The organism is Streptomyces sp. NPDC002787 (genome assembly GCF_053592095.1).
This window is the reverse complement of the sequence record NZ_JBSFVC010000016.1, coordinates 76,685-91,027: the sequence shown is the minus strand read 5'-3', so window position 1 is coordinate 91,027 and position 14,343 is coordinate 76,685. Positions and strand designations below refer to the sequence as shown.

Here is a 14,343-nt window from a genome sequence, read left to right as displayed (position 1 = left end):
GGATACGAGTGACGGGGGATGGCCGTGTCCGAAGACCCGGGCAGTGAACGTGTGATCGCGGGCCGCTACCGGCTGCTGTCCCCGCTGGGCGAGGGCGGCATGGGAACCGTGTGGCGGGCCCGGGACGAGGTGCTGCACCGTGAGGTCGCCGTCAAGGAGGTGCGGGCGCCGGGCGGGATCGCGGTGTCCGACGTCGAGCGGATGTACGCCCGACTGGAGCGGGAGGCATGGGCGGCCGCGCGGGTCGACAGCCGCAATGTGGTCACGGTGTACGACGTGGCCATGGAGGACGGCCGCCCGTGGATCGTGATGGAGCTGGTGCGCGGTATCTCCCTCGCCGATCTCCTGGACGCCGAGGGCCCCCTCCCCCCGCAGCGCGCCGCGCACATCGGCGCCGAGGTGCTGTCCGCGCTGCGCGCCGCGCACGAGGCCGGGGTGCTGCACCGGGACGTGAAACCGGCCAACGTGCTCATGTCCAACGACGGCCGTGTCGTCCTCACCGACTTCGGCATCGCCACGGTGGAGGGCAGCTCCGCGCTGACCATGACCGGCGAGGTCATCGGCTCCCCCGAGTTCCTCGCCCCCGAGCGCGCGCTCGGCCGTGCCTTCGGCCCCGAGTCGGACCTGTGGTCGCTCGGCGTGCTGCTGTACGCGGCGGTCGAGGGCAACTCCCCCTTCCGGCAGACCACTCCGCTGAGCACCCTGCGCGCGGTCGTCGACGAGGAGCTCCCGCCGCCGCGCCGGGCGGGCCCGTTGGCCCCGGTGATCGAGGGGCTGCTGCGCAAGGACCCGGCCGAGCGGACCCCCGCCGAGCAGGCCGAGCAGGACCTGCGGATCATCGGCGCCGGGGGCACCCCCTCCGGGGGAGGCACCTTGCGCACGGACACGGCCGCTTCGGCCCCGTACAGCCCGACGGTGGCAGCCTTCCCCGGCCCGGGTGCGCGCACGGGCCCGGGGCCCGGCACGAACCGGTTCGGGCCGCCGACCCCGCCGCACCCCGCCCCGGCCGCCGCGACCCACCCCTCCCCGGTGCCCGCCGCCGAGCCGGCTCGCAACCGTCGCGCCCTCGTCTTCCTGATCGCCGGTATCGCGGCGATCGCCTTCGCCATCGCCGGTCTGACGTACGCCCTGGTCAACCGCGACGACGGCGGGAACAACGGCAACCCCACCAACGGGACGGGCACGGTGGGCGGCACCAACGACCAGACGGGCGACGGCGGTACGGGCGAGGAGCCCGGCGGGGGCACCACGAGCGACGAGGGTGACACTCCCTCGGACACGCCCTCCGACGAGGGACCGTCCAGTGAACCTCCCCCACAGTCCGTCGAGGTGACGGTCGAGGGCGCGAACACCGACTACTCCGGTACCTGCCCGCCGTCGGACGCCGAGGCGCCCACCTTCACCGCCACGTTCACCGTGGGCAGTGTCCCCGTCGACGTCGACTACCGCTGGGTGGCGAAGAGCGGCGAGGTCGAGGATCCCGGCTGGAAGACGCTGTCGTTCACGTCGGGCGGGGAGCGGACCAAGCAGGACCAGGTCGTCGTCTCCACGAACGGGAGCCACGCGGACGAGATCGGTGTCGAGGTCCGGGGGCCGGTGGACACCAGGTCCAACTCCGTGGCGTTCTCGGTGACGTGCGAGTCGGAGGGGGAGGACCCGACCACGGGCGGGACCTCGCCCTCCGACTCGGAGAACCCTGACGACAACAGCGACTACGAGAACGAGGCCCGAGACCTCGGCGGGGCCGTCAGGCCACGTTCCTGAACACCGGCAGATATCCGCCCGACTGCCCGGCGGCCTTGGGGTGGTACGACTCGCCGACGTTCAGCAGGTTGAGGCTGTGCAGCCACGCGCTGCCCGAGCACAGTTCGTGCCCGGTGAAGGCGGAGCGGACGTCGCCGAAGGTGAAGCCGTGGTCGGCGGCGCGTTTGGCGATCGCGGTGTTCAGGTAGTCCGCCGCGTTGTTGATGGCGGACCGCTTGGCCTGGGACAGGCCGGGGCAGGTGCCGCCGAGCTGGTAGAAGCGGGGATAGCCGAGCACGACCACATGGGCGGCCGGTGCCTTCGCGCTGATCGCCGAGTAGACCTTGTCGAGTTGGCCGGGGAGCGTCGAATCGACGTACGTCTTCGCCGTGTTGATGCGGGAGACGCAGGCGCTGTCGGACTGCAGGACACAGGTGGTCATCACGTCGGCGAACCCGGCGTCGTTGCCGCCGACGGTGATCGAGACCAGCCCGGTACTCGGGCCCAGCGGCCCGAGTTGACTCGCCAGAACATCACCCGTTCGGGCGCCCGAGCAGGCCGTGAAGTCGAAGGACGAGGGGGCGTTGGCGGCCGCCCAGAGGTGCGGGAAGGCCTTCGTGCTGCGCTTGCAGTCGCCGCTGGAGGAGATGTAGCTCCCCGCGCCGACACCGGAGGAATAGGAGTCGCCGAGGGCCACATAGCCGGTGGCGGCGGCCTGTTGGGACGCCTGCGCCGTCGTGGCCCCGGTGAGGGCGACGCCGACGGCGAGGAGGAACGAGGTCATGCATGCCGCGAGTCGGGAACGTCTCATGGAACCTCCCTTTAGCAGGATCTCTGCCTCATTCGTCGTAGCAACTACGCGCATTGATCGGAAGTGTTCATGTCAATACTTTCCCGCTCTCAACACCACGTATCCGCCGCGTTCAACCGCCGTTCGATTACGTACGTGTGACAGAAACATGACAAGGGTTCAACTCTCTTGAGCTACACCCGTAGATCACCCAGTCTGCTTACAGCCACGAGCGGAACGCGACGCTCCCGGCCGTGAGTGCGATCCCGCACGCACCCCCCACAGACGCGCACCCCACCCAGGCGCGCGCCGCCAATGAGGAGGAATACCTCGTAATGGCACACCTGCGTATCAAGAACTTCCGTGTCGCCGCCGTCACCACACTGGCGACCACCGCCCTGCTCGGCGGCCTCACCGCGCTCCCCGCCCAGGCCGCGCCGGCCGAGGGCAAGGTGCTCGCGGCGGACTCCCCCACCGCCGTCAAGGACAGCTACATCGTCACGCTCAAGAAGGGCGCGGGCCTCAAGGCCGCGTCGAGCGCCGGCAAGGACCTGGTCGAGGAGTACGGCGGCACGGTGAAGCGGACCTACAAGTCCGCGCTCAACGGCTACTCGGCCGAACTCTCCGCCACCGAGGCGAAGAGACTCGCGGCCGACCCGGCGGTCGCCTCCGTCGAGCAGAACCAGGTCTTCACCGTGGACGCCACGCAGTCCAACGCCCCGTGGGGCCTGGACCGCTCCGACCAGGCGTCGCTGCCGCTCTCCGGCACGTACACCTACCCGGACAGCGCGGGCAGCGGTGTGACGGCATACGTCATCGACACCGGCGTACGCATCTCGCACGCCCAGTTCGGCGGCCGGGCCTTCAACGGCTACGACGCCGTCTCCAACGACAACGTGGCGCAGGACGGCAACGGCCACGGCACGCACGTCGCCTCCACCATCGCGGGCTCGACCTACGGCATCGCCAAGCAGGCGAAGATCGTGGCCGTCCGTGTGCTGAACAACTCCGGCTCGGGCACCACGGCCGGTGTCGTCGCGGGCATCGACTGGGTGACCGCGAACCACAGCGGCCCCTCGGTCGCCAACATGTCGCTCGGCGGCGGCGCCTCCACCGCCATCGACACCGCCGTCCGCAACTCCATATCCAGCGGTGTGACCTACGCCGTCGCGGCCGGCAACAGCAGCGCCAACGCCTCCTCGTACTCCCCCGCCCGCGTCACCGAGGCGATCACGGTCGGCGCCACCACCAACACGGACGCCCGGGCGAGCTACTCCAACTACGGCTCGGTCCTGGACATCTTCGCCCCGGGCTCGTCGATCACGGCCGGCTGGCACACCAGCGACACCGCGACCAACACCATCTCGGGCACCTCGATGGCCACCCCGCACGTCGCGGGCGCGGCCGCCGTCTACCTGGCCGGCCACACCTCGGCCACCCCGGCCCAGGTCGCCTCGGCCCTGACCGCCGGCGCCGTCACCGGCAAGGTCACCAGCCCGGGCACCGGTTCCCCGAACCGTCTGCTGCAGATCGTCCCGTAAGCACCCCGAAGGCAACTGCCCTTCTGCGAACGGAAGTTTCCCTGGAGGCACTGTGCGCCTCCAGGGATTCTTCGTACAGGGCGGCGCAATCCTTTGCCGACGCATGACAAATGAACGTCCGGTCGCGTTCCGCGTCTTGACGCCCCCGCGCCCCCTGAGCGACATTGAAGCCCGGCATCCGGCGCTTCAGGGGGCAAAGTCGCCAATGCAGACCATAGGTATCAAGCCATCTCTGTCCGGCGGTGGCGGACCACTGCTCGCGGGCGTGGCCGTGGCCGTGGCGGGGGTCGGCGCGGTACTGGCGTTCGCCGACGCGGACTCGGTGCTGCGCGGCCCGTTCACCCTGTTCTTCCTCCTCTTCGCGCCAGGAGCCGCCATCGGGGCCGTGCTGCGCGGGCTGGAGCCGTTCGGCCGTGTCGTGGCAGCCCTCGCGGGCGCCGTCGCGGTGAACCTCCTCGTCGCCCAGGGCATGATCGCCACCCATTCGTGGTCGGCGCCCGGTGGGATCACGGCCGTGACCGTGATCAGCTCGCTCGTCCTCCTGCCGAGTCTGGTACGGCGCCTGCGGGGCCGTACGGAGAGAAGACGGACCTGAGACGTGGACATCAGTGTGTACCGCCCCGGCGAACTGACCGCCGCCGACCGGGCGGCCTGGACCGCTCTGCAGTCGAAGGCCCATCTCCACGGCGCGCCCGAGCTGGCGAACCCGTTCCTGTCCCCCGAGTTCGCCCTCGCGGTGGGCCACTGCCGCGGCGGCGTACGCATCGCCGTCGCACGGGAGAACGGCGAAGCGGCGGCCTTCTTCCCGTACCAGAGAACCGCCCTCGGGGTGGGCAGAGCCGTCGGCCTCGGCCTCTCCGACTGCCAGGGCGTGGTCCACCGCCCCGGCTTCACCTGGGACGCCCAGGCGCTGCTGCGGGCCTGCGGGCTCGCCGTGTGGGAGTTCGACCATCTGGCGGAGGGCCAGACGCCGTTCGCGGCCCACATCACCGGTACCTTCCCGTCCCCGGTCATGGATCTCGAACAGGGCTACGAGGCCTATCTCGGCCAACTTCGCGCCGACTCAGCGAAGTTCGTCCGGTCGACGTTCGCCAAGGAGCGCAGGCTCGGCCGCGCGGTGAACGAGGTGCGCTATGTGCACGACGAACGCGACCCGAAGGTCCTGCGCACACTGATGGCCTGGAAGTCGGCCCAGTACCGCAGGACGGGCCGCAGCGACCGCTTCGCGCACCCGTGGATCACCCGGCTCGTGCAGCGGCTCTTCCACACCCGCTCCGACTCCTTCGCCGGCCAGCTGTCGGTGCTCTACGCCGACGGCAAGCCGGTCGCGGCCCACTTCGGGCTGCGCTCCGAGCGGGTGCTGACGTGCTGGTTCCCGGCGTACGACCCGGCGTTCGCGAGGTTCTCGCCGGGGCTGCTCCTGCATCTGCACATGGCCGAGGAGGGCGCCGCCGACGGGATCGCGTACCTGGACCTGGGCAGGGGGCAGAAGCAGTACAAGGATTCCCTGAAGACACGGGAGATCTCCGTGTCGGAGGGGTGGGTCACCCGGCGCCATCCGGTGGCACTCGGGCACCGGGCTCGCCGAGCCCCGGTCCGGGCGCTGCGCAACACGGTGCTGGCGCGGCCGGAGCTGTTCGAACCGGCCGACAGGCTACTGAAACGGATGGGAAGAATCCGGTCGGGAGGACAGGTAACGGACACAACAACAAAAACGTGAGGCCTAGGAATAGGCCTTGCCATACGGGCTCAACCATCAATACCGTCTTACATCGTTGTACATCTACCCGCATCGGTACGTCGGCACATGCTCCAAGGGGAGGGCTCGAGGAGCGCGACGGTCCCGGCGCGGGGCGCGGTAGGGGGGTGCCGTGCTCGGTGACCGCACCATTTGCCGAGTCGTGCCGCGCGACCGACTGCCGAGTCGCGACAGTCGGCCGGCTTTGCCAGCTCACCCGGCATGCACAGAAGATCGATACGGAGATCGATCTCGCATGCCGTGAGTGAGAACCCCCCTTTCGAACCGGACCATGGCCGGACCACCCAGGGGCGGGTGGTTCACCGGACGAGAGGGACCAGACTCATGAGCTCAGTTCTGCGCCCGGCGGTATCCGAATCCGAAGCTGAATCCGATACGAAGAGCGCCGGGACGCCGGCGCTCGCGAAGTACCGGCCGATCTCCAACCACCTGGCCATCGCGCCACCGGTGAGTGTGGTGATCCCCGCCATGAACGAGGCGGAGAACCTTCCGTACGTCTTCAAGACGCTGCCCGGCTGGATCCACGAAGTGGTCCTGGTCGACGGCAACTCCACCGACGACACCGTCGAGGTGGCCCGCGAGCTGTGGCCGGACGTCAAGGTCGTCCCGCAGCAGGGCAGGGGCAAGGGGGACGCCCTGATCACCGGCTTCGAGGCGTGCACCGGCGACATCATCGTGATGGTCGACGCGGACGGCTCGGCCGACGGCCACGAGATCGTGTCGTACGTCTCCGCCCTCGTCTCGGGCGCGGACTTCGCCAAGGGCTCCCGCTTCGCCAACGGCGGCGGCACCGACGACATGACCCTGATCCGCAAGCTCGGCAACTGGGCGCTGTGCACCACCGTGAACCGCAAGTTCGGCGCCCGCTACACCGACCTGTGCTACGGCTACAACGCGTTCTGGCGGCACTGCCTGGACAAGATCGACCTCGACTGCACCGGCTTCGAGGTGGAGACCCTGATGAACATCCGGGTCGTCAAGGCGGGCCTGAAGGTGCAGGAGATCCCCAGCCACGAGTACCTGCGCATCCACGGCGCGAGCAATCTGCGGGCCGTGCGCGACGGGCTGCGCGTGCTGAAGGTGATCCTGAAGGAACGCTCCAACCGGCGTGCGCTGCGCCGCCGTTCGCATTCCCCGATGCTCATCTCGGGTCGAGGAGAGGCGTCTTGAGCGAGCCGGCCGTCTCGGTCGTGATCTGTGTGTACACCGAGGACCGCTGGGAGGACATCCTCGCGGCGGTCGCCTCGGTGCGCGCACAGTCCCGGCCGGCCCTGGAGACGCTCCTGGTGGTGGACCACAACCAGGCCCTGCTGGAGCGTCTCACCAGGGAGTACAAGGAACACCAACAGAGCGGTGAGGTCCGGGTGCTCGCCAACGCGGGCCCCCGCGGCCTGTCCGCGGGCCGCAACACGGGCATCGCCGCCTCGTACGGGGAGATCATCGCCTTCCTCGACGACGACGCCGTCGCCGAGCGCGACTGGCTGCGGTACTTCGTCGAGGGGTACAGCGACCCCCGGGTCATGGCCGTCGGTGGCCGTACGGTGCCCATCTGGGCGTCCGGCCGCCGCCCGGCCTGGTTCCCGGAGGAGTTCGACTGGGTGGTGGGCTGCGCCTACAAGGGCCTGCCCGGCGGTGTCGCCGAGGTCCGCAACGTGCTCGGCGGCAACGCCTCGTTCCGTCGCAGCGCCTTCGACGCGGCCGGGGGCTTCGCCACCGGCATCGGCCGCGACGGGGACAAGCGCCCGCTGGGCTGCGAGGAGACGGAACTGTGCATCCGTCTCTCCCGGGCCCGACCGGACGCGGTCCTGCTGCTCGACGACCGTGCCGTGATCCACCACCGGGTGCCCGACGCACGGGAGCGCTTCGGGTACTTCCGCACGCGTACGTACGCCGAGGGCCTGTCGAAGGCGCTGGTGGCGCGGAGCGTCGGCGCCGGCAAGGGGCTGGAGTCGGAGCGCCGGTACACCACCCGGGTGCTGCCCGCCGGGGTGGCGCGCGGCCTGCGCGACGCGCTGCTCGGCCGCCAGGGGGGCGCGGGACGCGCGGGCGCGATCGTCGCGGGGGTGGCGGCGGCGGCCGGAGGGTACGTTGTCGGGAGCGTCCGGGCCCGCAGGGGTGACGTCACGTTCTCCGTCGGCGAACTCACCGACGGCACCGTCGGCGCGGCCGGCAAGGGGGGCGAGGGGGGCTCGTCATGACCGAGACGACGGAGACGGCGGGGACGACGGGGACCAGGTGTGCGACGCACACGACGGATCCAGCCGTACCGATCCTGATGTACCACGCGGTGTCCAGCGCGCCGAACGACGCCACCCGGGACCTGTCGGTGACCCCGCGGGCCTTCGCGGAGCAGATGGCGCTCATCGACGAGCTGGGCTTCACCCCGGTCGACACGGCCGAGCTGGCGGCGAGTTGGCGGCTGGGGCGTCCGCTGCCGGCCCGACCCGTGCTGGTCACCTTCGACGACGGGTACGAGGGCGTGCACCGCCACGCCCTGCCCGTCCTCGTCAAGCACGGCTTCGCGGCCTCGCTGTTCGTCACCACGGGCTGGATCAAGGGCCCGTACGACGACGGCGGCGCCCTCGACACCATGCTCGACTGGAACCAGGTGCGGGAACTCGCCGACAGCGGCGTGGAGATCGGCGGGCACAGTCACACCCACCCGCAGCTCGACATGCTGGACGACGACCGGCTCCGGTTCGAGCTGCGGCGCTGCCGCCAGATCGTCGCCGACGAACTGGGCACCCGGCCCGTCTCGTTCGCCTACCCGTACGGCTACTCCAGCCGCCGGGTGCGCGTCGCGGTGCGGGAGACGGGGTTCGCCCAGGCGCTCGCGGTCGGCAACGCGCTCGCCCGGCGCCGGCAGGGCCCGTACGCGCTGCGACGGGTCACCGTGCGGCGCTCCACCGGGGCCGCGGAGTTCGAGCGGCTGATCGAGGGCCGCGCGATCGCCCGCGACTTCGCCCGGGACCGTGCCCTCACCAAGGGGTACGCCATGGTCCGAAGAGCACGACAGGTCCGGAAGGCCATCCGTTCCCGTGTCTGACACGACGACCACCACGGCCGGGCAGGCCGGGACCACCACGACCGAGGAGACCGAGCAGCAGTCCGGTGCCGGCCGCAGGCTGCGGCTGCCCGGCCTGGGCAAGGGGGCGGGGGGCGACCAGCTGTTCCGCAACGCCTACGCCCTGATGCTGAACACCGGTATCTCGGCCGTGCTGGGCCTCGGCTTCTGGCTGGCCGCCGCCCGCTACTACACCGAGGCCTCGGTCGGCCAGGGCTCCGCCGCGATCGCCGCGATGAAGCTCCTCGCCGGGCTCACCGCGCTGACGCTGACCGGTGCCCTGGCCCGGTTCATCCCGGTCGCGGGGCGCGGCACCGGTCGGCTGATCTTCCGTACGTACGCGGGCAGTTCGGTGGTCGTGGCGCTCGCGGCGGGCGTGTTCCTGCTGACGCTGGGCCTGTGGGGGTCGTCGTACAGTTTCCTGCACGATCCGGTCAACGCCGTGTTCTTCGTGCTCGCGGTGGTCGCCTGGTCGGTGCTGACGCTCCAGGACGGGGTGCTCACCGGGCTGCGCAGCGCGGTGTGGGTGCCGGTCGGCAACACCGTGTTCTCGGCGGTGAAGCTGGTGCTGCTGGTGGTGTTCGCCGCCGCCGTCCCGACCATGGGCGTGTTCGTGTCCTGGGTCGCGGCGATCGCGATGTCCGTGCTGCCGCTGGGCTGGCTGGTGTTCCGGCGGCTGATCCCGAAGCATGTGAAGGCCACCGAGGACCACGCGCGCCCGCCGTCGTGGAGGGAGATCGGCCGCTTCCTCGCGGGCGACTACACCGGCTCGCTGTTCTCTCTCGCGGTGGTCTACCTGGTCCCGGTGATCGTCGCCGCCCAGGTCAGCTCCGCCGACAACGCGTACTTCTACATCACCACCACCATCGGCGGCACGGTCAATCTGCTCGCCATCAACATGGGTGCCTCGCTGACCGTGGAGGGCGCGCACGACCCGGCCCGCCTCGCCTCCAACACCCGGGCCGCGCTGAAGCGGATGGCGCGGATCATGCTGCCGGTGTGCGCGGTGCTGTTCTTCGGGGCGCCCTGGATCCTGGCCGTCTTCGGTCAGGGCTACGCGGACGCGGCGACCCCGCTGCTGCGCTGGTTCGCGGTCGGCGCGGTGCTGCGGGTCGTGATGGAGACGTACTTCGCGGTGCTGCGCGCCCAGAGCCGTACGGCCGGACTGGCCTGGCTGCAGGGCCTGCTGTGTGCCCTGGTCCTCGGCCTGACCCTGCTGCTGCTCCCCCGCATGGGTCTGACCGGAGCCGGTGTCGCCGAGATCTCCAGCCTCGCGGTGATCGTGCTGATCGCCGCGCCCCGGCTGTACCGGATCCTGCGCACCGCCGGGCCCGCCGAGGTGCCCTCGGGAGCGGCGCCGGACGGGGACCTCGCCGACCTGGGCCGGGTGGCCTCCGCCGCGAAGAAGCAGAGCGGCGCCTGGTCCCGGCGGCTCGACTCCGACACCCTCGCGCTCGGCGTCCACGTCGACTTCGACCATCTGGAGCGCCGCCCGGACGTACGGCCCGGCCCCGGCACCCCGCCCACCGGAACCGCGTCCGTGAGCAAGGACCACCGGCCGACCTGGGCGCAGGACCGGCCGACCCGTCCGCTCGGGATGCCACTCGCGTTCGGGCTGCCCGTGGAAGAGCGCGAGCCGGGATCGGAGTCCTCCCTGGGCCCGGCGGAGGTCCCGGAGGTGGACGCCCCGTTCGAGGAGGCCGTACGGGAAGCGGCCCAGGTACGAGAGGCCGGGGACCTGGAGAAGCCTGTACGGGAGCCGGTGAAGCCGCCGGTCCACGAGGTGCCGTCCGCCGAGGAGGCACCGCGTGTGACCCTGCGGGAACGGCTGTCGCGCCCCACGATCACCGGTGTGGTCCTCGGCTTCCTGCTGCTGTCCGCGCTCCTGCTCTACTGGGTGCCCGCGCTCGCGCTGGACGACTCCGACCTGGACCGCATGGGTGGCCTCGGTCTGATCTCCGTGCTGCCCACGCCGACGCTGGTCGGGGCGGCGCTGCTGGCCACGGTGTTCGCCTCGCTGCTGTGGCCGGCCCGTGAGCACCGGGGGCTGCTGCTGATCACGCTGCTGGCCACCGTGTTCTCCTTACACGCGCTGCCCGCCGTGATCGAGACGGAGCCCCGGTTCGCGACGGCCTGGCAGCACCTGGGCTTCATCGACTACATCGACCGCACCGGCTCGGCCGTACCCGACCTGGACGCCCGCTGGAGCTGGCCGGGCTTCTTCGCGGCGGCCACGTTCGCCGCCCAGGCCTGCGGGATCACGGACTTCACCGAGATCATCCGCTGGTGGCCGACGGCCGTCCAACTCCTGTACCTGCCCCCGCTGTTCCTCCTCACCCGCCATATGCGGGCGGGCTGGCGGGCCAAGTGGACGGGCATCTGGATCTTCGTCCTCAGCGGCTGGGTGGGCCAGGACTACTTCTCCCCGCAGGGCTTCACCTACCTCCTCTATCTGGCGTTCGTGGCGATCCTCCTGGTCTGGTTCCGCGCCCCGCACATGCTGTGGGGCAAGGTGCGCCCGGGCGAGGCCGAGGTGGAACCCACGGACCGCCGGCAGCGAGCCGTGCTGCTGATGGTCCTGATCGCGCTGTACGCGGCGACGGTCCCGGCCCACCAGCTCACCCCGTTCGTGATGCTGGGCGTCCTCGCGGTCCTCGTCCTGATCGGCCGCTGCGAACTGCGCGGCCTGCCCATCCTGTTCGCGGTCATGGTCGCCGTCTGGGTGGGCTTCCTCGCCGAGCCCTACTGGTCCGGCCACTTCGACGAGCTCTTCGGCGGCGTCGGCGGGGTGGGCGGGAACGTCACGTCCTCGGTCTCCGGCCGGATCGGTGAGGGCAGTTCGACCCACAAACTCGTGCTGTACGCCCGTGTCGCCCTCGCCGGCCTGGTCATGCTCCTGGCCTGCTACGGCTTCCTGCGCCGCCGCGAGAACAAATACCGCGAACGCTCCCTGCTGGTTTTGACCTTCGTGCCGTTCCTGGGCTTCGGCATGCAGTCGTACGGCGGTGAGATGGCCCTGCGGGTCTTCATGTTCGCGCTTCCGGGCGCTGCCCTGCTGGCCGGTCTCGCCCTCTTCCCGCGCACCGGCGCCACCGCCGAGGAACGCGACAAGGACCGGGTGAGCCTCGCCCCGCTGGCCGCGCTCATGGCCGGCCTGGTCCTCGTCGGCGGCTTCCTGGTCGCCCGCTGGGGCAACGAGCCCTTCGAGCGCGTCCGCCCGGGCGAGGTCGCCGCCATGGAGTACGTCTACGCCCACGACGACCCGACCGTACGGCTGCTCTGGCTCAGCGACGACCCGGTGAACAACGTGACGCCCGCGATGCCGTGGGGTGCCCGGGACATGGAGAAGGTCGAGTACGTGCCGACGCTCGCGCCGAGCGACCCGGTCCTGGTCTCCGGTGTGGCCAAGGCGCTGAAGGACGCCGGCGCCAACTCGTATCTGATCATCAACCGCAGCCAGGTCACCAACCTCCAGATGGACGCCGGTTACTCCAGGAACTGGGAGTCGCGCCTCATCCAGAACCTGGACAAGCGCGACGACCTCAGGCAGGTCTTCTCCAACGCCGACGCCACGATCTTCGCCCTGCGCGACCAGACCGGAACGGCCCCCGAGCCCGACCCCGGCCCGATCGGCCCCCAGGTCACCTGGACCCCGTGGTCGGTCGTGGGCGGCCTCGCCGCGATCGCGCTGATCGTGCTGCTGAGCGTCCGCGAGGTCGTCCGGGTGGCGGTGCGGCCCAGCGTCCGCCAACTCCGTTGGCTCCAGAGCAGTTTCTGGTTCAGTCTGCCCCTGCTGGCGCTGCTGCTGGCGTCGCTGGTGCAGAGGTTCCTGACGATGGGCTCGTCGTGAGGATCACCTCTTCAGCCACTTCACCTCGTACGCGCCCATCTCGAACTTCTCGCCGTCGATGTCCGCACTGATCCGGCGGTCGAGCGTGTTGACCACCAGCACGGCCCTGTCGTCCGCGAGCACCCGCACGTTGGGCTTGTCGTCGGCGGCGACGGCGACCGTCTCGTACCTCGTCCCCGGCGGGAACTCCTCGCCGAACCGGGACAGCAGCCCGTACATGGGCAACTCCTGCCCACCGTCGCTCTTGTCGGTCGGGGTCCACAGACACCCGGGGCACTCCCCGCTCTTCTCCTCCGGATTCCAGTAGAACCCGGAGGTCGCCCCGCCCTTGGCCATCCCGATCAGCCCGGAGGCCTGGACGGCGACCCGCCGGGTCTCGGACCAGCCGTGCCGGTTGTCGTCGCCGTCGGCGGGCTCGACGTAGTACTCGGCCCACCACAGCGGCAGACCGGCGGAGCGTTCCCGCACCCATTCGCCCACGGCCGTGAACTTCTCCGTGGCCGCGAACTCGTCGGGGATCAGCTCGTCGTCCTTGCTGTAGCTGGACCCGTCCACCACCACGAAGTCCGCGCCGGCCTTGTTCTTGTTCCAGTAGTCGAAGGCGTCGAGAACCCGCTGGTCCATGGCCCCCCAGGGACCCTTCAGCGACGTCGACGCGTCCTGCTTCTGCCGTGGGTCGAGACTGTCCATGACCAGATACGGCCCGCCGACCATGATGTCCTCGTCGACCTTCTTCAGGGCCTTGTAGACGAGGTTGTACAGCTCGGTGTACCCCTCGTAGTCCCAGCGGGCCTCCGCGTTGTTCCAGAAGCCCTTGAACTCGTTCCAGACGATGAAGTGCCGTACGTCGGGGTACCGCTTGGCGACCGTCGCGGCGAGGGCGGCGTAGTCCGCGAAGTGCTCGGGCTCGGGCGCGGTCTCCAGCGCGGCCTGGCTCCAGTCGGTGTTGTCGGCGCCGGACCTGCCGCCCTTCATCCAGTCGGGCGCGCAGCACAGGGTGACGACGGGGGTGCCGCCGGTGGCGCGGACGAAGTCGACGCGCCGGTCCATCTCCTCGAAGTCGTAACGCCCCTCGACGGGTTCGGGGTTGCCGGCGCCCCAGCCCATGATGTGCTGGATCTGCGGCAGGGGCCGCTCACCGAGACGTTTCTCGACGCGCTCTACGGCCGCCCCGCTGCCCTCGTCGGCGCTGAACTGGGTGTGGGTGAAGCCCCAGCCCACGTCGGGGCCGGTGTCCTCGGACGGGGTGGCGGGTGTGCCGTGCACCTTGTCGCCGTCACGTGTGGTGCCGGCGGTGCTGCCGCCGCCTCCGGGAAGTGTGTGGAACAAGGTCACGACGAGGGCAAGAGCCGCCGCCCCCACGCCGAGAAGCGCGGTGAGCCGCCACCGCCGGTCCCCCGAATTCCACCCATGACGTCCCATCATGGGCAACAGTAACCGCGCGGACGGGCGGTAGGGGAGCTTCCGCCGTGAAGTCCTGGGCAATCGGACCGACCGTGTGGACGGGAAGCACGGACGGCGGTGGACACGGCCGGCGCGGCACGGAACGGGGCAGGGACGGACACGACCGGCACACTACGGAAAGCGGATGCACGG

10 protein-coding genes are annotated in these 14,343 nt (G+C 70.6%); 8 read left to right on the top strand and 2 right to left on the bottom strand.

Features of this window, described 5'->3' with window-relative positions; genetic code table 11:
* The first annotated feature begins 18 nt into the window (after positions 1 to 18).
* Positions 19 to 1,764 carry a serine/threonine-protein kinase gene (locus tag ACWD26_RS23130; RefSeq protein ID WP_451272917.1) on the top strand — a complete coding sequence of 582 codons (1,746 nt, stop codon included), beginning with the start codon at positions 19 to 21 and terminating at the stop codon, positions 1,762 to 1,764.
* On the opposite strand, the gene ACWD26_RS23125 is transcribed toward ACWD26_RS23130, so the two are convergent.
* Complete coding sequence (locus ACWD26_RS23125) at positions 1,748 to 2,554, bottom strand: SGNH/GDSL hydrolase family protein (protein WP_451272915.1); 807 nt, start codon at positions 2,552 to 2,554, stop codon at positions 1,748 to 1,750. The two genes, ACWD26_RS23130 and ACWD26_RS23125, sit on opposite strands and share 17 nt — an antisense overlap.
* Positions 2,555 to 2,868: 314 nt before the next feature.
* On the opposite strand from ACWD26_RS23125, the gene ACWD26_RS23120 reads away from it, so the two are divergent.
* The 7 genes from ACWD26_RS23120 to ACWD26_RS23090 all read left to right on the top strand — a co-directional run bounded on the left by ACWD26_RS23120 (position 2,869) and on the right by ACWD26_RS23090 (position 12,747).
* Positions 2,869 to 4,074: a S8 family peptidase gene (locus ACWD26_RS23120; RefSeq protein WP_451272913.1), complete on the top strand. Its 1,206-nt coding sequence runs from the start codon at positions 2,869 to 2,871 to the stop codon at positions 4,072 to 4,074.
* Between the two features lie 205 nt (positions 4,075 to 4,279).
* On the top strand, positions 4,280 to 4,669 hold the full coding sequence (locus ACWD26_RS23115) for a hypothetical protein (protein WP_451272911.1): 390 nt from the start codon (positions 4,280 to 4,282) through the stop codon (positions 4,667 to 4,669).
* Between the two features lie 3 nt (positions 4,670 to 4,672).
* Positions 4,673 to 5,794, top strand: a complete 1,122-nt coding sequence (locus ACWD26_RS23110; protein WP_451272909.1) for a GNAT family N-acetyltransferase — start codon at positions 4,673 to 4,675, stop codon at positions 5,792 to 5,794.
* A 363-nt stretch (positions 5,795 to 6,157) separates the two neighbouring features.
* A complete protein-coding gene (locus tag ACWD26_RS23105) occupies positions 6,158 to 7,003 on the top strand; it encodes a glycosyltransferase family 2 protein (RefSeq protein ID WP_451272907.1) in 846 nt (281 codons plus the stop codon).
* Entirely contained in the window at positions 7,000 to 8,031 is a 1,032-nt protein-coding gene (locus ACWD26_RS23100) for a glycosyltransferase family 2 protein (RefSeq protein ID WP_451272905.1), read from the top strand. The genes ACWD26_RS23105 and ACWD26_RS23100 overlap by 4 nt, the downstream gene beginning before the upstream one ends.
* Positions 8,028 to 8,879 (top strand): polysaccharide deacetylase family protein, encoded by an 852-nt coding sequence (locus ACWD26_RS23095; protein WP_451272903.1) that lies wholly within the window; start codon positions 8,028 to 8,030, stop codon positions 8,877 to 8,879. Before ACWD26_RS23100 ends, ACWD26_RS23095 begins: the two co-directional genes overlap by 4 nt.
* Positions 8,872 to 12,747, top strand: a complete 3,876-nt coding sequence (locus tag ACWD26_RS23090) for a lipopolysaccharide biosynthesis protein (protein WP_451272901.1) — start codon at positions 8,872 to 8,874, stop codon at positions 12,745 to 12,747. Before ACWD26_RS23095 ends, ACWD26_RS23090 begins: the two co-directional genes overlap by 8 nt.
* A 3-nt stretch (positions 12,748 to 12,750) precedes the next feature.
* Here the strand turns inward: ACWD26_RS23090 and ACWD26_RS23085 are convergent, their stop codons facing one another.
* Entirely contained in the window at positions 12,751 to 14,169 is a 1,419-nt protein-coding gene (locus ACWD26_RS23085; protein WP_451273184.1) for a GH39 family glycosyl hydrolase, read from the bottom strand.
* Positions 14,170 to 14,343 lie beyond the last annotated feature (174 nt).

Coding starts and splice junctions, on each gene's coding strand:
- ACWD26_RS23130 (WP_451272917.1), top strand. CDS start 19: ATGGCCGTGTCCGAAGACCCGGGCAGTGAACGTGTGATCGCGGGCCGC.
- ACWD26_RS23125 (WP_451272915.1), bottom strand. CDS start 2,554: ATGAGACGTTCCCGACTCGCGGCATGCATGACCTCGTTCCTCCTCGCC.
- ACWD26_RS23120 (WP_451272913.1), top strand. CDS start 2,869: ATGGCACACCTGCGTATCAAGAACTTCCGTGTCGCCGCCGTCACCACA.
- ACWD26_RS23115 (WP_451272911.1), top strand. CDS start 4,280: ATGCAGACCATAGGTATCAAGCCATCTCTGTCCGGCGGTGGCGGACCA.
- ACWD26_RS23105 (WP_451272907.1), top strand. CDS start 6,158: ATGAGCTCAGTTCTGCGCCCGGCGGTATCCGAATCCGAAGCTGAATCC.
- ACWD26_RS23095 (WP_451272903.1), top strand. CDS start 8,028: ATGACCGAGACGACGGAGACGGCGGGGACGACGGGGACCAGGTGTGCG.
- ACWD26_RS23085 (WP_451273184.1), bottom strand. CDS start 14,169: ATGGGACGTCATGGGTGGAATTCGGGGGACCGGCGGTGGCGGCTCACC.